Origin of the sequence: Streptomyces camponoticapitis (assembly GCF_014646115.1) — a bacterium.
GTDB classification, from domain to species: domain Bacteria; phylum Actinomycetota; class Actinomycetes; order Streptomycetales; family Streptomycetaceae; genus Streptomyces; species Streptomyces camponoticapitis.
The window spans coordinates 11,938-34,015 of record NZ_BMMV01000030.1; the positions used below are offsets into that span (position 1 = coordinate 11,938).

The window sequence follows — 22,078 nt, forward strand, 5'->3', positions numbered from 1 at the left end:
TCCGAGACCTTGGCACAGTGGATGACATGCGGGGGTGGTGGCGAGAAATCACCGGGCTGGTGCTTCCGGTCGTCTGCGGCGGCTGCGGGAGTCCCAGGACGCCGCTGTGCGACGCGTGCGCGAGAGCGCTGTACGGGATGTGGCCCGGCCGGGTGCGGCCGGTTCCCGAGCCCGTGGGGCTGCCGGTGGTGCACGCTGCCGCGCCGTACGAGGACGCCGTACGGGCCGTGCTGCTGGCCCACAAGGAGCGTGGCACGCTCGGGCTGGCCGCGCCCCTGGGCAGGGCACTGGCCGGGGCGATCGAGGCCGCCGTGCCGCAGGGCACCGGTGTCGGGCCCCTGATGCTCGTGCCGGTTCCGTCGACGAAACGTGCCGTCGGTGCCAGGGGACACGACGCGGCCCGCCGTATCGCCCTGGCGGCGGCCGGGGAGCTGCGCGGTGCGGGTCGCTCCGCCCGGGTGCTTCCGGTGCTGCGGCAGCGACGCGCGGTGGCCGACCAGTCGGGCCTGGGCGCCCGTCAGAGGCTCGCCAATCTGTCCGGCGCTCTGGAGGTCGCCGTCGGCGGTGCGGGGCTCCTGGAGGGCGGCAGAGTGGTGCTGGTGGACGATCTCATGACAACCGGTGCCTCGCTTGTGGAGGCTTCGCGTGCGGTGCATGCCGCGACGCGTCCGGGGAACTCGGTATTCGTACAGGTGAGCGCGGCCGTGGTCGCCGCTCCTCCGCTCTCTTTCGAAATAAACCGGAACTGATCGCTAGTTTGCTTCGTTGCAGGTGGTGAGGGTCATAAAACACCGAAACGGACGTACGCGCGGGTAGCGGGTGCCGATACCCGTCCAAGCGAGCTATGTTCGGTTGTGAGGAAAAGCGAAAGCTGTACTCACCGATATGCAGCGGCGTGTTGGGAGCGTTTTCCAAAACCTCGGAGACAGAGGGAATGGGGATCTTGCCCACGGGGGAGGAGGAGGTGAAAGTCACCAAGTCCGAGGCCTCGATGACCATCGAGGTCGGGTGCAAGAGGGAGTAGTTCCGCAACGCGGCGGAGCGAATCCGGGAACGGAGTTCTGCGTGGACATCGTCGTCAAGGGCCGCAAGACAGAGGTACCCGAGCGGTTCCGCAAGCACGTGGCCGAGAAGCTGAAGCTGGAGAAGATCCAGAAGCTCGACGGCAAGGTGATCAGCCTCGACGTCGAGGTGTCCAAGGAGCACAACCCGCGTCAGGCGGACCGTTGCGACCGGGTGGAGATCACGCTCCACTCCCGCGGTCCCGTCATCAGGGCGGAAGCATCCGCCGCCGACCCGTACGCAGCGCTTGACCTGGCCACCGGCAAGCTGGAGGCGCGGCTTCGCAGGCAGCACGAGAAGCGGTTCAACCGGCGTGGCAACGGCAGGCTTTCGGCCGCCGAGGTCGTCGACGTCGTTCCTGGGGTCGCCCAGTTGAACGGAGCGGGCCCCGCCCCCGTGAGCGAGTCGTCGAACGGCGTACCCACCACCAGGATCGGCTCGCTCGAAGTGCAGGGCGAAGGACCGCTGGTGGTCCGCGAGAAGACGCACACCGCGGCCCTGATGACCCTCGACCAGGCTCTCTACGAGATGGAGTTGGTCGGACATGACTTCTATCTGTTCGTGGATTCCGAGACCAAGGAGCCGAGTGTCGTCTACCGGCGGCACGCCTATGACTACGGCGTCATCCACCTGAGGACCGACCAGCTGGCCGAGTCCGAGGCGGCGGGCGCGGGCGGCGCGCTCGGCGGCTGAGAGAAACGACACCCCTCGGTGGTGCCCCCGCGGTCCTGATCCGGCCTCGGGGGCACCACCGCGCGACTACTGGATCACCGCTCTGTCGGCCGGGCATGAAATCATGGCCACGCACGCCAACACCCTTTCCCTGACCTGGGGTTGGTGTAGCTCGCATGTAATTCGGCCCATGGCCTTCAGGGGGAGGAACGATGGCGGACAGCTTCGGGCCGGTGCACCACGCTCACGGTGCCGGCGGTACGACCGGCGGTGCCGGACCGGGCAGCGGCGCGGACCCGGACGACCCCGGCAAGGAACCGATCAGGGTCCTTGTCGTGGACGACCACGCGCTCTTCCGCCGGGGACTGGAGATCGTCCTCGCCCAGGAGGAGGACATCCAGGTCGTGGGCGAGGCCGGGGACGGCGCGGAGGCCGTCGACAAGGCCGCCGACCTGCTCCCCGACATCGTGCTGATGGATGTCCGGATGCCCAGGCGCGGCGGCATCGAGGCATGCACCTCCATCAAGGAGGTGGCCCCCAGTGCCAAGATCATCATGCTGACGATCAGCGACGAGGAGGCCGACCTCTACGACGCGATCAAGGCGGGCGCCACCGGCTATCTCCTCAAGGAGATCTCGACGGACGAGGTGGCCACCGCGATTCGCGCCGTCGCCGACGGGCAGTCGCAGATCAGCCCTTCCATGGCCTCCAAGCTGCTGACCGAGTTCAAGTCGATGATTCAGCGCACCGACGAACGCAGACTCGTGCCCGCGCCGAGGCTCACCGAACGCGAGCTCGAAGTCCTGAAACTGGTGGCCACGGGAATGAACAACCGTGATATCGCCAAGGAGTTGTTCATCTCCGAGAACACCGTGAAGAACCATGTCCGCAACATCCTGGAGAAGTTGCAGCTGCACTCCCGGATGGAGGCCGTGGTCTACGCGATGCGGGAGAAGATCCTCGAAATCAGATGACGGCCCGCGTCAGCGCCGCCGCCAGGTCAGGGCGGTCGACGCGCTCGATCCGTACGGAGTCGCAGCCGACCCACTCGGCCGCCTCCCGCAGCGCCCTCGCCATGGGCTCGACTGCCGCGGGGGTGTCCAGCGACACCTGTCGGGCGACGAGCGTGCTGCCCTCACGCGCCGGGTCGACACGGCCGAGCAGCTTCCCGCCCGACAGCAGGGGCATCGCGAAGTACCCGTAGATCCGCTTGGGCTTGGGGACATAAGCCTCCAGGCGGTGGGTGAAGCCGAAGATCCGCTCGGTACGGGCGCGCTCCCAGATGAGCGAGTCGAACGGTGAGAGCAGGGTCGTGCGGTGCCGCCCGCGCGGGACGCTCGTCAGCGCGTCCGGGTCGGCCCAGGCGGGCTTCGCCCAGCCCTCGACCGTCACCGGCACGAGCCCCGAGTCCGCGATCACCGCGTCCACCTGCTCACCCTTGATGCGGTGGTAGTCCCCGATGTCCGAGCGGGTGCCCACACCGAGCGACCGGCCCGCGAGCCGTACGAGCCGACGAAGGCACTCGGTGTCATCCAGGTCGTCGTGCAGCAGATGGTCGGGAATGGCGCGCTCCGCGAGGTCGTACACCCGCTTCCAGCTGCGGCGCTCGGTGCACACCACCTCGCCGTGCATCAGCGCCCGCTCGACCGCGACCTTCGCCTCGGACCAGTCCCACCACTCCCCGCCGTTCTTCGCGCCGCCCAGCTCCGTCGCCGTGAGCGGGCCCTCGGCACGCAGCTGCTTGATCACCGCGTCATACGCCCCGTCCGACAGCTCGTGGTGCCAGTGCGGGCGGGCGCGGTAGGCGCGGCGCCGGAAGGCGAAATGCGGCCATTCCTCGATCGGGAGGAGGCAGGCGGCATGCGACCAGTACTCGAAGGCGTGCGGCCGGGGCGGGTCGCCCTCGGGCGCCGCCGGAGTCCAGTACGACTCCTCGACCTTCCTGCGGCCCACGGCGCCCAGCCGCGCGTACGGAATCAGCTCGTGCGAGCGCGCGAGCACCGAGATCGTGTCCAGCTGTACGGCTCCGAGATGGCGCAGCACGCCCCGTACGCCGCCCCGTCGGTCGGGCGCGCCGAGGAACCCCTGGGCTCGCAGCGCGATACGGCGGGCTTCGGCGGCGGACAGCTCGACGGCGGGGGGCGGCACAGTGGTCATGCCACGAACGATAGACGGCGGCACTGACAGCCGGCCGGGGCCGGTGATCACGGGCGTCGGGCGCGCGCGGGCAGATACGGGTGCCTGGACGGCAGGCCGAGATCGGAGGGCAGTATCGCGCCGATCCAGACGTCACGCGTCGTCTCCTTCGTGAGGAGAGCGGCGCGCAGGGTGCCCTCCGGCACGAAACCGGCCTTCAGCGCGACGGCCCGCGATCCCTCGTTGCCGGCCTCGGCCCGCCACTCGACGCGTTCGGCGCCCAGCTCCGTGAAGATCCAGCGGACCAGGGCGCCCAGGGCTTCCGTCGTGTAGCCCCGGCCCCGGTGCTCCTTGACCGTCCAGTAGCCGACCTCCCACACCCCGGTCCGGCTGTGGGCGCTGACCGAGGCCAGCAGCGGGCCGCCGCCGACCGGCTCGACCGCGAAGACGAAGTTGGTCCCGGCCCGCCACATGTCCGGCACGACCCGCTCGACGAAGTGCTCGGCGTGCTGTCTTCCGTACGGAGAGGGGATCGTCGTCCACCGCTGGATGTCGGGATCCTGGCAGGCCGCATGAACGGCGTCGATGTCGTCCGGGACCAGGGGCCGCAGCCGCAGACGCTCGGTGATCAAGGAGACGGCCGAGGCGTCCGGAGGGGCGGAAACGAGGGTGACTGGCTCCATGGAGGGATTCTGGTGAGAGGGGGTCCCCGGCGCGAGCGCTTTTCGTGGCTCACCGGCACCTATCGCGCTTCCCGCGCGTTCTCAGGGCGGGTGACAGGAGGCCGGCGTCACGTGGACCTCCCGAGGCGGCCGGGTCCTCGCTTACGATGGCCGTTGCGGTGGGGTCGGCCTGCCGCGCCCGCGCCAGTGTCCATCACCAGACCCAGTGCCAGGCCCGACCGGCAAGGAGACCAACCTCAGTGTCCGTCTTCAACAAGCTCATGCGTGCAGGCGAAGGCAAGATCCTGCGCAAACTGCACCGCATCGCGGACCAGGTCAACTCCATCGAGGAGGACTTCACCGCCCTCTCCGACGCCGAGTTGCAGGCCCTCACCGACGAGTACAAACAGCGCTACGCCGACGGCGAGACCCTTGACGACCTGCTCCCCGAGGCCTTCGCGACCGTCCGTGAGGCGGCCAAGCGGGTGCTCGGCCAGCGTCCGTACGACGTCCAGCTGATGGGCGGTGCCGCGCTGCACCTCGGCCATGTCGCCGAGATGAAGACCGGTGAGGGCAAGACCCTCGTCGGCACGCTGCCCTGTTATCTGAACGCGCTCTCCGGCAAGGGCGTTCACGTGATCACGGTCAACGACTATCTGGCGGAGCGCGACTCCGAGATGATGGGCCGGGTCCACAAGTTCCTGGGCCTGAGCGTCGGCTGCATCCTCGCGAACATGTCGCCCGCCCAGCGGCGCGAGCAGTACAGCTGCGACATCACGTACGGCACGAACAACGAGTTCGGCTTCGACTACCTCCGCGACAACATGGCGTGGTCCCAGGAGGAGCTCGTCCAGCGCGGTCACAACTTCGCCGTCGTGGACGAGGTCGACTCGATCCTGGTCGACGAGGCCCGTACGCCGCTGATCATCTCCGGCCCCGCGGACCAGGCCACGAAGTGGTACGGCGACTTCGCGAAGCTGGTGACGCGGCTCACCAAGGGCGAGGCCGGCAACCAGCTCAAGGGCATCGAGGAGACCGGCGACTACGAGGTCGACGAGAAGAAGCGCACCGTCGCGATCCACGAGTCCGGCGTCGCGAAGGTCGAGGACTGGCTGGGCATCGACAACCTCTACGAGTCGGTGAACACCCCGCTCGTCGGTTATCTGAACAACGCCATCAAGGCCAAGGAGCTCTTCAAGAACGACAAGGACTACGTCGTCATCGACGGCGAAGTCATGATCGTCGACGAGCACACCGGCCGTATCCTCGCCGGCCGCCGCTACAACGAGGGCATGCACCAGGCGATCGAGGCGAAGGAAGGGGTGGACATCAAGGACGAGAACCAGACGCTCGCCACGATCACCCTGCAGAACTTCTTCCGCCTCTACGAGAAGCTTTCGGGCATGACCGGTACGGCCATGACCGAGGCCGCCGAGTTCCAGCAGATCTACAAGCTGGGCGTCGTGCCGATCCCGACGAACCGGCCGATGATCCGGGTCAACCAGCCCGACCTGATCTACCGCACCGAGGTCGCGAAGTTCGCGGCGGTCGTCGACGACATCGCCGAGAAGCACGAGAAGGGCCAGCCGATCCTGGTCGGCACGACCTCCGTGGAGAAGTCCGAGTACCTGTCGCAGCAGCTCTCGAAGCGGGGCGTGCAGCACGAGGTGCTCAACGCCAAGCAGCACGACCGTGAGGCGCCGATCATCGCCCAGGCCGGGCGCAAGGGCGCGGTCACCGTCGCCACGAACATGGCCGGCCGTGGTACCGACATCAAGCTCGGCGGCAACCCCGACGACCTCGCCGAGGCGGAGCTGCGGCAGCGCGGGCTCGACCCGGTGGAGCACGTCGAGGAGTGGGCGGCCGCGCTGCCCGCCGCGATGGAGAAGGCCGAGCAGGCGGTGAAGGCGGAGTTCGAGGAGGTCGTCGAGCTCGGCGGGCTGTACGTCCTCGGTACGGAGCGTCACGAGTCGCGCCGGATCGACAACCAACTGCGCGGTCGTTCCGGCCGTCAGGGCGACCCGGGCGAGTCCCGCTTCTACCTGTCGCTGGGCGACGACCTGATGCGTCTGTTCAAGGCGCAGATGGTCGAGCGCGTCATGTCGATGGCGAACGTCCCCGACGACGTCCCGATCGAGAACAAGATGGTCACCCGTGCCATCGCGTCGGCGCAGTCGCAGGTGGAGCAGCAGAACTTCGAGACGCGTAAGAACGTCCTGAAGTACGACGAGGTGCTCAACCGGCAGCGCCAGGTCATCTACGGCGAGCGACGCCGGGTCCTGGAGGGCGAGGACCTCCAGGAGCAGATCCGGCACTTCATGGACGACACCATCGACGACTACATCCGCCAGGAGACGGCGGAGGGCTTCGCCGAGGAGTGGGACCTGGACCGGCTGTGGGGCGCCTTCAAGCAGCTCTACCCGGTGAAGGTCACGGTCGAGGACCTGGAAGACGCGACGGGGGACCGCGCGGGGATCACGGCGGAGTTCATCGCCGAGTCCATCAAGGACGACGCGCACGTGCAGTACGACGAGCGCGAGAAGTCGCTGGGCCCGGACGTGATGCGGGAGCTGGAGCGGCGCGTGGTGCTGTCCGTGCTGGACCGCAAGTGGCGCGAGCACCTCTACGAGATGGACTATCTCCAGGAGGGCATCGGGCTGCGCGCGATGGCGCAGAAGGACCCGCTGGTGGAGTACCAGCGCGAGGGCTTCGACATGTTCACCGCCATGATGGAGGGCATCAAGGAGGAGTCCGTCGGCTACCTGTTCAACCTGGAGGTCCAGGTCGAGCAGCAGGTCGAGGAGGTCCCGGTGCAGGACGCGGCGGCGGCCGAGCGTACGTCGCTGGCGAAGGCGGACGCGCCGGCGGGCGCGGGCGCGGGTGCCCGAGGTGGCGGCGGACGTCCGGAGATCCGGGCGAAGGGCCTGGAGGCTCCGCAGCGCCGCGACCGGCTGCACTTCTCCGCGCCGACGGTGGACGGTGAGGGCGGGGTCGTCGAGGGCGACTTCGAGAGCAGCGGTGGCGCGGATCGCACGGAGGCGGGTGCGGGGACGACTCGCGCGGAGCGGCGGAAGGCGCAGAAGGGTGGGGGGCGGCGCCGCAAGAAGTAAGCGGCGGGGTTCCTTACGCGGATTCGGTGCGGCGGCCGGGCCCGGACACGATGTGTCCGGGCCCGGCCGCCGTTTGCGCGCCCCGCGCGGCCCCTGGTGAGGGTTGGGCCCGGCGGGGGCCGCAGGGGGCTGTACGAGGGCCTCGTGGCCGCGGTGAGCGGTCGGGCCGGGTCCGTCCGGCGGCCGGTTCGTCCTCAAGCGCCGGACGGGCTGAGGCGGTCCGCCCGGGCGGGTGTTGCCCTCAAACGCCGGGCGGGCTGGTTTGGTGCGGGTGGGCTGGGATGTGGCGGGTTGGTGGTGGGTGTGTCCTCAAGCGCCGGACGGGCTGAGGCGGCCCGCCCGGGCTGAGGGGGCCCGGGCGGGTGCACCAGTGCGGCGCGTCCGCTCGCCGCCCTACCCCCGGGGGCGGCGGGACGCCACCTCGATTGCCGCGCAGCGCCAGCGGAGGTCGGGGCCCTGTTCGAGGCGGAATGCCATCGCGCGGACGCGGTCGCCCGCCGCGATGCTCGCCCAGGCCTCGACCACCCCCGGGCGGGGGTGGAAGCCCCGGCAGGTGCGGATCACCGGGGTGGTGTTGCGGGCGCGCAGTGGGGTCGTCGGGGCGAGGTGGACCAGTTGGTCGTACGCCTCACCGATTGTCTGGCCCAGCATCGAGTGGACCGGTCGCAGGCCGCTGAGGACCGCGAGCAGCAGTTCCGCGAAGCGCTCGTGCGGCTGGAGCCAGGGCTCGCGGCGCTGGGAGATCACCCGGCCCGGCCTGCGCGGGTCGCGCCTTGTCGGTGGGCCGACCGTCCGTGCCGCCCGCCTGTCGTACGTCCTGCCGGTGTCTGTGTCGCTCACGCAGATCGCCCCCGTTCCGCAGGCCCGGTCCGCGATCGCGTTACCGGGCGGTAACTTGTGTTGGGGATCTTCTACGGGTGATCCGCGGCCGTCGCAAGGGCCGGATTGCGGGGCGGCGCGCTCGTCGGATGTCACCTGTCCGAGTGGCCGGGCAAGCCGCAGCAGGGCTGGAGGCGTCACTCTGTGTATTCAGGTGGACGTTGAACGGCTCCGCAGTGTCACCCCGACGAGGGATCGCCCGGATGTGCCGGACGTATCCTTGGACCGCTCCTCCGACTACGAAAGCGGTCATCGCATGCGCGTCTACGTCCCCCTGACCCTCCCCGGTCTCGCCGAGGCGTACAAGACGGGCGAGTTGGGTCCCGGGCCGCTTACGGCCTACGCGGTGACGCCCGGACTGCGCGAGTGGTATCTCTCCGACGACATCGAGGAGTTGGAGTACGCGGCCCTCAACCGCGCCGCCGCCGGTTCCCTCCGGCTGCTCGCCGGTGACCCCTCCGCCGCCCGTCGCCGGGTCGTGGTCGCCGTCGACGTGCCGGACAGGGAAGCCGCGGCCGACCCCGACCGCGGGGTGGACTCCGCCGGGCTCGGCGAGGTGCGGATCGCCTCGGCCGTTCCCCTGGCCAAGGCCGCCGCCGTGCACATCGACGCGGACGACGCCGAGGCCGATGTCTCCGCCGCCGCCGCGGCGCTGGGCGCCGCCGACCACGGTGACGACGACGCGCGGTTCACGGTGGACGGCGCCGAGGACCACGAACTGCTCTGGTTCGGGGTGCAGGAGATCCCGGGCATCGTCGCGTAAGGTTGCGCGGCGCGTTGTCAGACCCGGCCGGTAACGTTTCCGGCATGGGGAAGCACGACACACATCTGGTCTGGGACTGGAACGGCACGCTGCTCGACGACTTCAGCGCGGTCATGGCGGCGACCAACGCCTCCTTCGCGGAGATCGGCCTCGACCCGATCACCGCGGAGCGGTACAGGGATCTGTACTGCATGCCGATCCCGGTCTTCTACGAGCGTCTGATGGGCCGCCTCCCCACGGACGCCGAGTGGCTGGTCATGGACGAGACATTCCACCGGCACTATGTGGAGCACCGCGTCGGGTGCCTGCTGACCGAAGGCGTCGAGGAGCTGCTGACGCAGTGGACGTTGGCGGGCCGCAGCCAGTCCATCCTCAGCATGTACGCGCACGACCAGCTGGTTCCCGTGGTGCGGGGTTACGGGATTCACCAGCACTTCGTCCGGGTCGACGGACGGACGGGACCCTCCGGCGGCACGAAGGCGGTGCACATGGAGCGCCATCTGGCCGCGCTCGCCGAGGAGGGCCGGATAGCCCCCGAGCGTACGGTGGTGATCGGTGACGCCGTCGACGACGCCCTGGCCGCCGCCCATGTGGGAGCCGGCGCCGTGCTCTACACGGGCGGATCGCACAGCCGAAAGAGCCTGGAGGCGGTGGGCGTTCCCGTCGTCGACAGTCTCGCGGAGGCCGTCGACCTGGCGCAGAGCATCGCGCGCTGATCGCCGGCGCACACCACTGACCGCGCGGCACCGCCGCACACCGCCGGGCGCCACCACCCTCGCCCCGCCGCATGTCACTGGCCGGAATGGCAAATTTCCTGCCCTTCTTTTGTACATATGCGGTTCATGACGGGGCCGGGGTGCGGCGGGATAGCCTTGGGCCGTGATCAGTGCGATACGCCGTGGGAGCAGTGAAGCTCCCGGCCCGCGCCCGGAGTGCCACAGCGCCCCGGGCCTCCCTGATCCCCTCAATCCGGCGTGGCCGTCAAATTTGGCCAATAACGTCCCGGACATCTCTCATCGCGGCATAGCGTCGACTCCGACCGGACACCCCGCGTCGTGGCGTCGTGCCGCTTCTTTCAACGACGTCACGCAATGGCGCGCGACAGGAGCCAGAGGACATGCAGACCAAGCTGGACGAAGCCAAGACCGAGCTGCTCGCACGGGCGGCACGGGTCGCTGAGAACAGCCCAGCCGGGGGGGCTGGGGGTCTGGGGGGCACCTCCCGGAACAACTCGGCCGCGACGGCGACCGACGACGGTGCGTACGACGAGAAGCATCCGGACAACGAGGCGCTGCTCGCCTTCCTCCACCGGTACTACCTGCACACCGCCCCGGACGACCTCGCCGACCGCGATCCGGTCGACATCTACGGCGCGGCACTCTCCCACTACCGGCTGGCCGAGAATCGCCCGCAGGGCACGGCCAACGTGCGGGTCTACACGCCGACCGTCGAGGAGAACGGCTGGACGTGCACCCACACGGTCGTCGAGGTCGTCACCGACGACATGCCCTTCCTGGTCGACTCGGTCACCAATGAGCTCACCCGGCAGAACCGCGGCATCCACGCCGTCATCCACCCGCAGATCCTGGTGCGCCGGGACATCACCGGCAAGCTCATCGAGATCCTTCCCGAGGGCCGGGCCGAGGGCGCGGAGCTGTCGCACGACACCCTGATCGAGTCCTGGATCCACGTCGAGATCGACCGCGAGACCGACCGCTCCGATCTCAAGCAGATCACCTCCGACCTGCTGCGCGTCCTCTCCGACGCCCGCGAGGCCGTCGAGGACTGGGACAAGATGCGCAAGTCCGCCCTGCGCATCGCCGACGAGCTGCCGAACGAGCCGACCGCGGACGACCTTCGCGACCAGGAGGTCGAAGAGGCCCGCGAGCTGCTGCGCTGGCTCGCCGACAACCACTTCACCTTCCTCGGCTACCGCGAGTACGAGCTGACGGGCGACGACGCCCTGGCCGCCGTGCCCGGCACCGGCCTCGGCATCCTGCGCTCCGACCCGAAACACACCGACGACGAGGCCCACCCGGTGAGCCCGTCGTTCAACCGGCTCCCGGCCGACGCGCGTGCCAAGGCCCGCGAACACAAGCTGCTCGTCCTGACGAAGGCCAACAGCCGCTCCACCGTGCACCGCCCGAGTTATCTCGACTACGTCGGTGTGAAGAAGTTCGACGACAAGGGCAACGTCGTCGGCGAGCGCCGCTTCCTGGGACTCTTCTCCTCGGCGGCGTACACCGAGTCCGTACGCCGTGTGCCGGTCGTACGGCGCAAGGTCGCCGAGGTCCTGGAGGGCGCCGGCTTCTCGCCGAACAGCCACGACGGCCGCGATCTGATGCAGATCCTGGAGACGTACCCGCGCGACGAGCTGTTCCAGACGCCCGTCGAGCAGCTGCGCGCCATCGTCACCAGCGTCCTGTACCTCCAGGAGCGGCGCCGGCTGCGCCTCTACCTCCGCCAGGACGAGTACGGGCGTTACTACTCCGCCCTCATCTATCTGCCGCGCGACCGCTACACCACCGGCGTCCGGCTGCGCCTGATCGACATCCTCAAGGAGGAGCTCGGCGGCACCAGCGTCGACTTCACCGCCTGGAACACCGAATCGATCCTGTCCCGGCTCCACTTCGTCGTACGTGTCCCGCCGGGCACCGAGCTGGCCGGGCTCACCGATCCGGACGTCGACCGCATCGAGGCACGGCTCGTGGAGGCCGCCCGCTCCTGGGCCGACGGCTTCGGTGAGGCGCTCAACGCCGAGCTGGGCGAGGAGCGCGCCGCCGAGCTGCTGCGCCGCTACGGCAACGCCTTCCCCGAGGGCTACAAGGCCGACCACTCACCGCGCGCGGCCGTCGCCGACCTCGTCCGGGTGGAGGAGCTGAGCCGGGAGGAGCAGGACTTCGCGCTCTCCCTCTACGAGCCGGTCGGCGCCGGTCCCGGCGAGCGCCGTTTCAAGATCTACCGCACGGGCGAGCAGGTCTCCCTCTCCGCCGTTCTGCCGATCCTCCAGCAGCTCGGCGTGGAGGTCGTGGACGAGCGGCCGTACGAGCTGCGCTGCTCCGACCGCGCACAGGCCTGGATCTACGACTTCGGGCTGCGCATGCCGTACGGCGACAGTGGTCACGCCAAGGACGACCATCTCGCCGAGGACGCCCGCGAACGCTTCCAGGACGCCTTCGCGGCCGTCTGGACGGGCGAGGCGGAGAACGACGGATTCAACTCCCTCGTCCTGCGCGCCGGGCTCAACTGGCGCGAGGCGATGGTGCTCCGGGCCTACGCGAAGTATCTGCGGCAGGCCGGGGCGACCTTCAGCCAGGACTACATGGAGGACACCCTCCGTAACAACGTCCACACCACCCGGCTGCTGATCTCCCTCTTCGAGGCCCGGATGGCGCCCAACCGCCAGCGAGCCGGCACCGAGCTCATCGAGGGGCTCCTGGAAGAGCTGACAGGCGCCCTCGACCAGGTCGCCAGCCTGGACGAGGACCGCATCCTGCGCTCGTTCCTCACCGTCATCAAGGCCACGCTGCGGACGAACTTCTTCCAGAGCGCCAGCAAGGGGCACGACGGGACGGGCCGCAGGGGCACGGGCGAGAAGCACCACACCTACGTGTCGATGAAGTTCGACCCGCAGGCCATCCCCGACCTGCCCGCACCCCGCCCGGCGTACGAGATCTGGGTCTACTCGCCACGGGTCGAGGGCGTGCACCTGCGCTTCGGCAAGGTCGCGCGCGGCGGCCTGCGCTGGTCGGACCGGCGCGAGGACTTCCGTACGGAGATCCTGGGTCTGGTCAAGGCGCAGATGGTCAAGAACACGGTGATCGTGCCCGTCGGCGCCAAGGGCGGCTTCGTCGCCAAGCACCTCCCCGACCCGGCCGTGGACCGTGACGCCTGGCTGGCCGAGGGCATCGCCTCCTACAAGACGTTCATCTCGGCCCTCCTCGACATCACCGACAACATGGTCGGCGGCGAGGTCGTACCCCCGGCCGACGTCGTGCGGCACGACGAGGACGACACCTATCTGGTCGTCGCCGCCGACAAGGGCACAGCGAGCTTCTCCGACATCGCCAACGAGGTCGCGATCGCCTACGACTTCTGGCTCGGCGACGCGTTCGCCTCCGGCGGCTCCGCCGGCTACGACCACAAGGGCATGGGCATCACGGCGCGCGGCGCCTGGGTGTCCGTCGAGCGGCACTTCCGCGAGCTGGGCCACAACACCCAGACCGAGGACTTCACCGTCGCGGGCGTCGGCGACATGTCCGGTGACGTCTTCGGCAACGGCATGCTGCTCTCCGAGCACATCAGGCTGGTAGCCGCCTTCGACCACCGGCACATCTTCCTCGACCCGAACCCGGACGCGGCCACCTCGTTCGCCGAGCGCCGCCGCCTCTTCGAGCTGCCGCGCAGTTCCTGGGCCGACTACGACAAGTCGCTGCTGTCGCAGGGCGGCGGGATCCACCCCCGTACCGCGAAGTCGATCGCCGTCAACGCGCATGTGCGCGAGGCGCTCGGGATCGAGGCGGGTGTGACCAAGCTGACGCCGGCCGATCTGATGCGGGCCATCCTCAAGGCCCCGGTCGACCTGATGTGGAACGGCGGCATCGGTACGTACATCAAGTCGTCCGCCGAGTCGAACGCGGACGTGGGCGACAAGGCCAACGACGCCATCCGTATCAACGGCGAGGACCTGCGGGCCAAGGTCGTCGGCGAGGGCGGAAACCTGGGCGCGACGCAGCTCGGCCGGATCGAGTTCTCCCGGCGCGGCGCCGACGGCCAGGGCGGCAAGATCAACACCGACGCCATCGACAACAGCGCGGGCGTGGACACCTCCGACCACGAGGTGAACATCAAGATCCTGCTCAACGGCCTCGTCAAAGAAGGCGACATGACCGTCAAGCAGCGCAACAAGGTGCTGGCTGCCATGACCGACGAGATCGGCAAGCTGGTCCTGCGCAACAACTACGCGCAGAACGTGGCGCTCGCCAACGCGGTCCTCCAGGCCCCGTCATTGCTCCACGCCCACCAGCGGTTCATGCGCCGGCTGGAGCGGGACGGCAATCTCGACAGGCAGCTCGAATTCCTGCCGGCCGACCGCCAGATCCGCGAGCTGCTCAACGGAGGCAAGGGGCTCTCCCAGCCCGAACTCGCCGTCCTGCTCGCGTACACCAAGATCACTGTCGCCGACGAGCTGATCTCCACCAACCTCCCCGACGACCCGTATCTGCGGAAACTGCTGTACGCGTACTTCCCCGCGCAGCTCCGCGAGAAGTTCTCCGAGCACATCGACGGGCACGCGCTGCGCCGCGAGATCATCACGACGGTGCTGGTCAACGACACGGTGAACGCGGGAGGTTCGACCTTCCTGCACCGTCTGCGCGAGGAGACCGGGGCGTCGATCGAGGAGATCGTACGGGCGCAGACAGCCGCCCGGGAGATCTTCGGTCTCGGCCCGGTGTGGGACGCGGTCGAGGCGCTGGACAACACCGTCGGCGCCGACGTCCAGACCCGGATCCGGCTCCACTCACGGCGACTGGTCGAGCGCGGTACGCGCTGGCTGCTCGGCAACCGGCCGCAGCCGGTGGAGATCGCGGAGACGGTCGAGTTCTTCTCCGCGGGCGTGGAGCAGGTGTGGCAGCAGCTGCCCCGACTGCTGCGCGGCGCCGACCTGGAGTGGTATCAGAACATCGTGGAGGAGCTCACCTCGGTGGGCGTGCCCGAGGAACTGGCCCTGCGGGTCGCCGGATTCTCCGCGGCGTTCCCGGCGCTCGACATCGTGCGGATCGCGGACCGCACGGGCAAGGACCCGCTGGCCGTCGCCGAGGTGTACTACGACCTCGGAGACCGGCTGCGGATCACGCAGCTGATGGACCGGATCATCGAGCTGCCGAGGGCCGACCGCTGGCAGTCCATGGCCCGCGCGTCGATCCGCGAGGACCTGTACGCGGCGCACGCCGCCCTGGCGTCGGACGTGCTGTCCGTCGGCAACGGGACGTCGACGCCGGAGGAGCGCTTCAAGGCGTGGGAGCAGAAGAACGCGGCGATCCTCGGGCGTTCACGCGCCACGCTGGAGGAGATCCAGAGCTCGGACTCCTTCGACCTGGCGAATCTGTCGGTCGCGATGCGGACGATGCGCACGCTGCTGCGGACGCACGCGTAACGCCGCATGAGTGAGGGAGGGGCGCCCGGCCCGAGCCGGGCGCCCCTCCCGCGCCGTACGACGTTCCGTACGGCGCTATGTGGTAGGCCGGGTGGGTGCGACGGCCCCCGCGGCGGCCGTCTTCCCGGCCGTTTTCGCGGCGGGCTTCCTGCCGGGCTTCTTGCCCGTGAACTCCTCGTACGCCGCGACGACTTCCGCCGCGGGCCCGTCCATCCGCAGCGTCCCCGACTCCAGCCAGATCGCCCGGTCGCAGGTCTCGGTGATCGTCCTGTTGCTGTGGCTGACCAGGAAGACCGTGCCCGCCTCCGCACGCAGCTCGGCGATGCGCTCCTTGCTGCGGTTCTGGAACCGGGCGTCGCCCGTGGACAGCGCCTCGTCGATCAGCAGCACGTCGTGCGCCTTGGCCGCCGCGATGGAGAAGCGGAGCCGTGCGCCCATGCCGGAGGAGTAGGTGCGCATCGGCAGGGTGATGAAGTCGCCCTTCTCGTTGATCCCGGAGAACTCGACGATGTCGGCGTAACGGCTCCTGACCTGCTCGCGCGTCATGCCCATCGCGAGCCCGCCGAGTATCACGTTGCGCTCGCCCGTCAGATCGCTCATCAGCGCCGCGTTGACCCCGAGGAGTGAGGGCTGCCCCCGTGTGTAGACCTTGCCCCGGCTCGCCGGCAGCAGCCCGGCGACCGCCTTGAGCAGGGTCGACTTGCCCGAGCCGTTGGAGCCGATGAGACCGATGGCCTCGCCCTTGTACGCGACGAAGCTCACGCCCCGTACGGCGTGCACCTCGCGTACTCCGGGGGACGGACGGCGCGAGACGATCCGGCTGAGCGCCGAAGTGGCGCTGCCCTTCCCGCCCTTGGTGCCGTGCACCTTGTAGGTGATGTGGACGTCGTCGACGACGACGGTCGGAACACGCTCGGTCTCAGCCACGGCCGTACTTCTCCTCCGCCTGCCAGAAGAACAGGAATCCGCCGGCCCCGAGCAGCACGGCCCAGCCGGTGGCGACCAGCCAGACGTGGGGCGGGAGTTGACCGGCGGTGAAACTGTCGATGAGCGCGAAGCGCATCAGGTCGATGTAGACGGCCGCCGGATTGCATTCGAGCGCCAGGCGGACCAGCCGCGGCACGGCCTCGTCCTTGAACACCGTGTCCAGGCTCCACATCACCCCGGACGCGTACATCCAGGTGCGGAGCAGGAACGGCATCAGCTGCGCGATGTCGGGCGTCGACGCCGTCAGCCGCGCGAAGATCATCGCGAGGCCGGTGTTGAACACGGTCTGGAGCGCGAGGGCGGGCACGGCCAGCAGCCAGGCGGGCCTCGGGTATTGCTCGAAGACGGCCAGGATCACGGTCAGCGCGCCCAGGGAGAACAGCAGTTGCTGCAACTGCTGGAGGGCGAACGCGAGGGGCAGCGAGGCACGCGGGAAGTGCAGGGCGCGTACGAGACCGATGTTGCCGGAGACGGCACGGGTACCCGCGGTGATGGTGCCGGCGGTGAACGTCCAGATGAAGACGCCGGTGACCAGGAACGGGACGTAGTCCGGAACCCCGTCCTTGGTGTTGAGCAGGACGCCGAAGATGAAGTAGTAGACCGTCGCGTTGAGCAGCGGCGTCATGATCTGCCAGAGCTGGCCGAGCTTCGCCTGGCTGTACTGCGAGGTGAGCCGGGCGGTGGCCAGGGCGGTGACGAAGTGGCGGCGGGAGTGCAGCCCGCGCAGATAGGCGAGAAGCGTGGGACGGGCGCCGCTCTCGGTGAGGCCGTGCCGGGCGGCGAGCGCGCGCAGGTCGTCGGGGAGGGCGGGGGCCGATGCCCCCGGCGGTGGTGGTTCGGGGGCCCGGACCGGGGCGGCGGATGTGGTCGTCTGGCTCACAGAGGTCGCTTTCGACGAGGGACATCGAACGAAGACGGTGGGGTGGTGATGGCGGGGATCGACCGACGGAACGGGACCGTTTCGTCGTAACGAAGAGGCTAGGACGGATGTACGTCGCAACGCAACCGTTTCGTCGTGACGTTCCTGGCGCTATGCTCGTCGGCATGTCCCCGGACCCCCGCCTCTCACGCCGCGCACCAGCGGGAGCCGCCGTGCTCCGTGAGGATGTGACCGACGCCATCCGCTCCGCCGTCTTCGAGGAACTGGCCGCCGTCGGGTTCGCGCGGATGTCCATCGAGGGCATCGCCCGCCGGGCCGGTGTCGGCAAGACCGCCGTCTACCGGCGCTGGAAGTCCAAACTGGCGCTGGTGCTCGACCTCGTATCCGCCGTCGCGGCACAGGGGCTGCCCGTCCCCTCGACCGGTTCGCTGTACGGAGACGTACGCGCCCTGCTCGAAGTGGCGTCGCACGCCCTGCGCCACCCGCTGGCCTCCCGCGTCATCCCCGACCTGCTGGTGGAGGCGGCCCGGCACCCGGAGATCTCCGAGGCGATCAAGTCGGCGCTGCTGGACAAGGAGAAGGGCATCGCGGCCGCGGTCGTACGCGAGGCGGTCGCGCGCGGCGAGCTGCCCGAGGGCACCGACCCCGACCGGGCCCTCGACCTCATCGCCGGTCCGCTCTACTGGCGTCTCGTCGTCGTACGGGGCGACCTGCCCGCCGGCTACCTCGACGACCTCGCCACCACGGCGGTCGCCGCGCTGACCCGCGACCGCACCACCTGATCGAGGGCGCGCCGCGCGCCCCCGACCGCCGTCCCGACGCGGCCAGGCGCAACCCGGCCACTCGCCACTCAAGACGCCGCGGGGGGAGTGAGCCCACGAAACCCGCGTCCCTCGGGGCCAGTTGCTCGATCAGCCGCGCGGGGTCGTCCGCGTACGTGTCGAGGCCCGTTGCCGTCGCGTCACTCCCCTGCCCCGTTGATCGCGCCTGCCCCGTTGATCGCGACCGCGCGCTGTCTGTCTTGGAGAGTCGAGGCAACGTCTCCTCCCGAGGAAGAAGTGATCATGACCGCAACGCCGCACCAGCGACCGCGTCGGCTGCTGGCCCTCACCGTTCTCCTGCCCGCCACCGCGCTGAATCGGCCGGCTCCGCGGTGGCCGCCGCTCCCGGTGATGGGGCGCCCTCCGCGAAGGGCAAGCCCACCATCGTCCTGGTGCACGGCTCGTGGGCCGATGCCTCCGGATGGAACGAGATCACCGAGAGCCTCCAGCGGGACGGCTATCCCGTGATCGCCGCAGCCAACCCGCTGCGAAGTCTTTCCGGGGACTCCGCCTACCTGGCCGCCCGGCTCAAGACGATCAAGGGTCCGATCGTGCTGGTCGGTCACTCCTACGGCGGCTCCGTCATCACGAACGCGGCCACGGGCAGCCCGAACGTGAAGTCCCTGGTCTGCCTCGCCGCGTACCAGCCCGATACCGGTGAGTCCGCTGCAACTGGCCACGAAGTTCCCGGGCAGCCGGCTGAGCGACGACCCCGACGCTCCCGTCCCCACCGCGCTGGACGCCGTGCCCATCCCCGGCCCGGCCAACCCGAGCGAAGACGTCGACCTCTACATCAAGCCGGACAAGTTCCGGGAAGTGTTCCTCAGCAACCGCCTGGACGCGAACACCGCCGCCGTACTCGCCGCCGCGCAGCGGCCCGCCACACCCTTCGCCTTCTCCGAGCCCTCGAAGGCCCCCGCGTGGAAGACCATCCCCTCGTGGGCCCTGGTTGCCACACAGGACTTCGCCATCGGAACCGCCAACGAGCGGTTCATGGCGAAGCGGGCCGGATCGCACACGATCGAGGTCGACGCCCCGCACGCGGCGTATCTCACGAACCCCGGCGCCGTCACCGACCTCATCCTGCGGGCCGCCGGCTCGGCCTCGGAGAACGGCAGACCCAGCCTCGCCAAGACCGGCTCTTCCGAGCGGACCGCTGTCATGGCCGGTCTCTCCGGGGCGGCCGTCGCCGGCGGTGCCGGGATGGTCGTGCTCGGGAGAAGGGCTCGGGCGGGCAACTGAATCTGCTCCGGCCCGACCGGTGGTCCTTGCGCCCTCAGGGGCGTTCGAGCGTGCAGTCGGCGGCGCGGGACCACCGGAGTCCGGAGTCATCGCGGATGGAACCGGCCGGCCCCGCCGCCGACCGGACGGTGTCCCAGTCGATGCCGCCGACGGGACGCCGTCTCGGCCGATGCGGCGGACCGAGTCGTTCCCGACCTCCGTGCCAGCCGCGCGCGCTCTTCGCGCCCAGGTCGGCGAGGTAGTCGCCCGTCCGCAGTTCGACGTGGTGCGGTCCTGAAGTCCGTCCTTGGCGGCCGTGCCCACCCGTCGCTGTGTTCCCTCCCGCGCGACCGAGACCCAGAACGCGTCCAGCGCGGGTGGCATCAGGGCATGGTCCGCGAGCGTGACATCTCCGACGTATGCCTTGGTCTCGGCGAGTGCCGACTTGTCGAACGACGCGATGCGGTCGGCGATGTCGTCGACGAAGCCATCGAGTCCCGCGTCGGGGACGGCCCGGTTGACATACCCGCTCAGCCAACGCCTGGCGACGCTGACCGAGGCGGGCATCCTGGAGAAGCGTCCGTACCGGGAGGCCACGTCGCGGGCGCGCTTCGGCTATTACCTGACAGAGGCCGGGCAAGAGGTGAAGATCATCGTTGGCGCTCTGCAGCAGTGGGGCGACGCGCATCGCCCCCACCCGGACGGCCCGCTCGCACGCCGTGTCAACACGCGGACCGGGCGGCCCCTGCGCGTCGCTTTCGTGGATGACCGGGGCGAGGAGACGGCGCTCGCCAATGCGGACATCGGCGCACCCGTAGTGAGCTGAACCGCCGAGCGGCAGCTCTCCGGCCGCCACCTCCGCAAGGCCGGTCGGCGGCACCTCGAAACCAGGCCGCGAACTCGGGCCTCGAACTACCCCTGGTGGTGCGCGCTCCGCCCGGCGCGCCCTGCCGGGTTGCGATGTCGGCCGATCACTTCAGACGCCGATCACTTCACCGGGGGTGTCTGGGCCCGGTGCGCGGCATCGAGGATCTCCTCGGACAGCTCGGTCCCTGCCGTGGCGCGGGCGAGCAGAATGGCGCCGACCAGAGTGCACATGTCCGCCAGGCCGTCCCTGTCGTCGCCGTTCGACAACCAGTCGGCGAAGTGCCTGGCGCCCTCGCTGTAGGCCGCGCGAGGTTCGTCCGGCGTGGGCCGGCGGGCCATGTCGCCGGCGAAACCGGCGGTCGGGCACCCGGTGCCCGGTTCGTCGCGGTGCTCGGCGGACAGGTAGAAATCCACCAGCGCCTGGCGAGCGGCCGTGCGGTCGCCGTGGGTGTCGTCGAACGAGTCCAGCAACTGGCTCATGCCGCTGAAGCCCTTCTCGGTGGCCTCGGCGACCAGGGCGTCCTTGGACCCGAACTGCTTCGGGAATCCACCACGGGTCAGGCCGACCGACTCCATGAGGTCGGCGATGCTCGTGTGCACGCCCTGCTCGCGGAAGATCCGGGACGCCGCGGCCACGACGCGCTCGCGGTTCTCCCTTGCCTGTGCCTGGGAAACGCGGCTCATGGTGTGCCTGCCTGATTGTTAGATCAATATCGACATCTATGTCCATGTTAGCGCCCGTGGGAGCCGGGCTATTCCAGGGGCGCCCTGCTGTGCCCGTGCGCTCCCGAGGCCGCACGGGCGTAGGGGAGCCTGTGGGGGCGGAGACATTGGGCTCTCTTAGATGTCATGTGGTATCTAAGTGGGAGAGGGGTGCCCGCGGGCCCCCTCTCCCACTGTCGTTCGAGGATTGAGAACTTCGCCATGCCAGCACAGAACACGAAAACCGCCCTGATCACGGGTGCCTCCGCCGGCCTCGGGGCCGCGTACGCGCACCGGCTCGCGGACCGGGGTCACGACTTGATTCTCGTCGCCCGCGACACGGCTCGGATGGAGTCACTGGCGGCCGAGGTCAGGGAACGCACGGGGAAGGCGGTGGAGGTGCTCACCGCGGATCTCACCGACGACGCACAACTGGCGGGTGTGGAGGAGCGGCTGCGCGAGGACGCGAGCGTCCAGGTGCTCGTCAACAACGCCGGGGGTTCGCTCTTCACTCCGCTCGCCGGTGCGGACGCGACCGCGTTCGGGGACCTCATCACGCTCAACGTGACCTCGCTGACCCGACTGACCACCGCGGCCGTGAGTGGTATGACTCGCCGAGGCAGCGGCACGATCGTCAACATCTCTTCCGCGCTCGCCCTGAACATCCTCCCCGTGAGCGCCGTGTACAGCGGGACGAAGAGCTACGTCCTGACCTTTACGCAGGCTCTGCAGCAGGAACTGGCGGAGAGTGCCATCACGGTTCAGGCCGTCCTTCCCGGAGCCGTTCGTACGGAGTTCTGGGACGGTTCCGGGATTGATCTCGCGTCCTTCCCCGATGAGTGGATCATGACCGCTGACGACGCGGTCGACGCGGCGCTCGCCGGCCTCGACGCCGGTGAGCCCGTCACCATTCCCTCGCTCCCGGACATCACCGACTGGGAAGCCCTGGAGAAGGCCCGTGGGGTTCTGGTCCCGAATCTGTCGCGCTCCGTCCCCGCCGCCCGCTACCGCGCCTGACCGCGAGAGCGCCCGGCTGCTCCGCCCGTGTGACCGGGCGCGGCTCCTGGGTGTCCGCGGTGGCGGGCCCCCGCGGACAGCTCCTGACGGCGTCGTCTGCCGCCGACGGCCGGGTTGACAGGCGCACGCGCGCGTCAACGCG

The 22,078-nt window shown here is 69.6% G+C and carries 17 protein-coding genes; 11 read left to right on the forward strand and 6 right to left on the reverse strand.

The genetic code is table 11. The annotated features are described in order from the left end of the window. The first annotated feature begins 26 nt into the window (after positions 1-26). From IEY79_RS32355 to IEY79_RS32365, 3 genes are all read left to right on the forward strand, one after another. Positions 27-749 carry a ComF family protein gene (locus IEY79_RS32355; RefSeq protein WP_189111272.1) on the forward strand — a complete coding sequence of 241 codons (723 nt, stop codon included), beginning with the start codon at positions 27-29 and terminating at the stop codon, positions 747-749. A 316-nt stretch (positions 750-1,065) separates the two neighbouring features. After that, on the forward strand, positions 1,066-1,755 hold the full coding sequence (gene hpf / locus IEY79_RS32360) for a ribosome hibernation-promoting factor, HPF/YfiA family (protein WP_229701316.1): 690 nt from the start codon (positions 1,066-1,068) through the stop codon (positions 1,753-1,755). A 191-nt stretch (positions 1,756-1,946) separates the two neighbouring features. Beyond that, positions 1,947-2,708 carry a response regulator gene (locus IEY79_RS32365; RefSeq protein WP_189111218.1) on the forward strand — a complete coding sequence of 254 codons (762 nt, stop codon included), beginning with the start codon at positions 1,947-1,949 and terminating at the stop codon, positions 2,706-2,708. Here IEY79_RS32365 and IEY79_RS32370 read toward each other — a convergent pair. Both IEY79_RS32370 and IEY79_RS32375 read right to left on the reverse strand, forming a co-directional pair. Beyond that, positions 2,701-3,891, reverse strand: a complete 1,191-nt coding sequence (locus IEY79_RS32370) for a winged helix-turn-helix domain-containing protein (protein WP_189111219.1) — start codon at positions 3,889-3,891, stop codon at positions 2,701-2,703. The two genes, IEY79_RS32365 and IEY79_RS32370, sit on opposite strands and share 8 nt — an antisense overlap. Positions 3,892-3,938: 47 nt before the next feature. Next, a complete protein-coding gene (locus IEY79_RS32375; RefSeq protein WP_189111220.1) occupies positions 3,939-4,553 on the reverse strand; it encodes a GNAT family N-acetyltransferase in 615 nt (204 codons plus the stop codon). Between the two features lie 239 nt (positions 4,554-4,792). Here IEY79_RS32375 and secA point away from each other — a divergent pair, with 239 nt between their 5' ends. Next, positions 4,793-7,642 carry a preprotein translocase subunit SecA gene (secA, locus tag IEY79_RS32380; protein WP_189111221.1) on the forward strand — a complete coding sequence of 950 codons (2,850 nt, stop codon included), beginning with the start codon at positions 4,793-4,795 and terminating at the stop codon, positions 7,640-7,642. A 393-nt stretch (positions 7,643-8,035) separates the two neighbouring features. On the opposite strand, the gene IEY79_RS32385 is transcribed toward secA, so the two are convergent. Next, the gene (locus tag IEY79_RS32385) at positions 8,036-8,482 is read right to left on the reverse strand and encodes an Rv3235 family protein (RefSeq protein WP_373292669.1); all 447 of its coding nucleotides are present in this window, start codon (positions 8,480-8,482) and stop codon (positions 8,036-8,038) included. Between the two features lie 295 nt (positions 8,483-8,777). On the opposite strand from IEY79_RS32385, the gene IEY79_RS32390 reads away from it, so the two are divergent. The 3 genes from IEY79_RS32390 (at position 8,778) to IEY79_RS32400 (ending at position 15,441) form a co-directional block, all read left to right on the forward strand. Continuing rightward, entirely contained in the window at positions 8,778-9,284 is a 507-nt protein-coding gene (locus IEY79_RS32390) for a DUF6912 family protein (RefSeq protein WP_189111274.1), read from the forward strand. 44 nt (positions 9,285-9,328) lie between these two features. Further along, positions 9,329-10,000, forward strand: coding sequence for an HAD family hydrolase (locus IEY79_RS32395; RefSeq protein WP_189111222.1), 672 nt, complete (start codon positions 9,329-9,331; stop codon positions 9,998-10,000). A gap of 401 nt (positions 10,001-10,401) precedes the next feature. Further along, positions 10,402-15,441 carry an NAD-glutamate dehydrogenase gene (locus IEY79_RS32400; protein WP_189111223.1) on the forward strand — a complete coding sequence of 1,680 codons (5,040 nt, stop codon included), beginning with the start codon at positions 10,402-10,404 and terminating at the stop codon, positions 15,439-15,441. Positions 15,442-15,516: 75 nt separating this feature from the next. Here the strand turns inward: IEY79_RS32400 and IEY79_RS32405 are convergent, their stop codons facing one another. Together IEY79_RS32405 and IEY79_RS32410 are read right to left on the reverse strand one after the other, a co-directional pair. Continuing rightward, entirely contained in the window at positions 15,517-16,368 is an 852-nt protein-coding gene (locus IEY79_RS32405) for an ABC transporter ATP-binding protein (RefSeq protein ID WP_189111224.1), read from the reverse strand. Next, a complete protein-coding gene (locus IEY79_RS32410; protein WP_189111225.1) occupies positions 16,361-17,308 on the reverse strand; it encodes an ABC transporter permease in 948 nt (315 codons plus the stop codon). Before IEY79_RS32410 ends, IEY79_RS32405 begins: the two co-directional genes overlap by 8 nt. 152 nt (positions 17,309-17,460) lie before the next feature. Between IEY79_RS32410 and IEY79_RS32415 the strand changes: the two genes are divergently transcribed. The 3 genes from IEY79_RS32415 (at position 17,461) to IEY79_RS32425 (ending at position 20,176) form a co-directional block, all read left to right on the forward strand. Further along, complete coding sequence (locus IEY79_RS32415; RefSeq protein ID WP_373292670.1) at positions 17,461-18,090, forward strand: TetR/AcrR family transcriptional regulator; 630 nt, start codon at positions 17,461-17,463, stop codon at positions 18,088-18,090. A 431-nt stretch (positions 18,091-18,521) separates the two neighbouring features. Further along, entirely contained in the window at positions 18,522-19,613 is a 1,092-nt protein-coding gene (locus IEY79_RS38490) for an esterase/lipase family protein (protein WP_373292672.1), read from the forward strand. Between the two features lie 182 nt (positions 19,614-19,795). Continuing rightward, the gene (locus tag IEY79_RS32425) at positions 19,796-20,176 is read left to right on the forward strand and encodes a winged helix-turn-helix transcriptional regulator (protein ID WP_229701317.1); all 381 of its coding nucleotides are present in this window, start codon (positions 19,796-19,798) and stop codon (positions 20,174-20,176) included. Between the two features lie 161 nt (positions 20,177-20,337). On the opposite strand, the gene IEY79_RS32430 is transcribed toward IEY79_RS32425, so the two are convergent. Further along, entirely contained in the window at positions 20,338-20,901 is a 564-nt protein-coding gene (locus IEY79_RS32430) for a TetR/AcrR family transcriptional regulator (protein ID WP_189111227.1), read from the reverse strand. Between the two features lie 240 nt (positions 20,902-21,141). On the opposite strand from IEY79_RS32430, the gene IEY79_RS32435 reads away from it, so the two are divergent. After that, positions 21,142-21,936, forward strand: a complete 795-nt coding sequence (locus IEY79_RS32435) for an SDR family NAD(P)-dependent oxidoreductase (RefSeq protein WP_189111228.1) — start codon at positions 21,142-21,144, stop codon at positions 21,934-21,936. Positions 21,937-22,078 lie beyond the last annotated feature (142 nt).

Bases quoted from the DNA above. Each gene is read 5' to 3' on its own strand.
- IEY79_RS32415 (WP_373292670.1), top strand. From the start codon at position 17,461: ATGCTCGTCGGCATGTCCCCGGACCCCCGCCTCTCACGCCGCGCACCA.
- IEY79_RS32355 (WP_189111272.1), top strand. From the start codon at position 27: ATGCGGGGGTGGTGGCGAGAAATCACCGGGCTGGTGCTTCCGGTCGTC.
- IEY79_RS32395 (WP_189111222.1), top strand. From the start codon at position 9,329: ATGGGGAAGCACGACACACATCTGGTCTGGGACTGGAACGGCACGCTG.
- IEY79_RS32390 (WP_189111274.1), top strand. From the start codon at position 8,778: ATGCGCGTCTACGTCCCCCTGACCCTCCCCGGTCTCGCCGAGGCGTAC.
- IEY79_RS32370 (WP_189111219.1), bottom strand. From the start codon at position 3,891: ATGACCACTGTGCCGCCCCCCGCCGTCGAGCTGTCCGCCGCCGAAGCC.
- IEY79_RS32400 (WP_189111223.1), top strand. From the start codon at position 10,402: ATGCAGACCAAGCTGGACGAAGCCAAGACCGAGCTGCTCGCACGGGCG.
- IEY79_RS32435 (WP_189111228.1), top strand. From the start codon at position 21,142: ATGCCAGCACAGAACACGAAAACCGCCCTGATCACGGGTGCCTCCGCC.
- IEY79_RS32375 (WP_189111220.1), bottom strand. From the start codon at position 4,553: ATGGAGCCAGTCACCCTCGTTTCCGCCCCTCCGGACGCCTCGGCCGTC.
- IEY79_RS32365 (WP_189111218.1), top strand. From the start codon at position 1,947: ATGGCGGACAGCTTCGGGCCGGTGCACCACGCTCACGGTGCCGGCGGT.
- IEY79_RS32430 (WP_189111227.1), bottom strand. From the start codon at position 20,901: ATGAGCCGCGTTTCCCAGGCACAGGCAAGGGAGAACCGCGAGCGCGTC.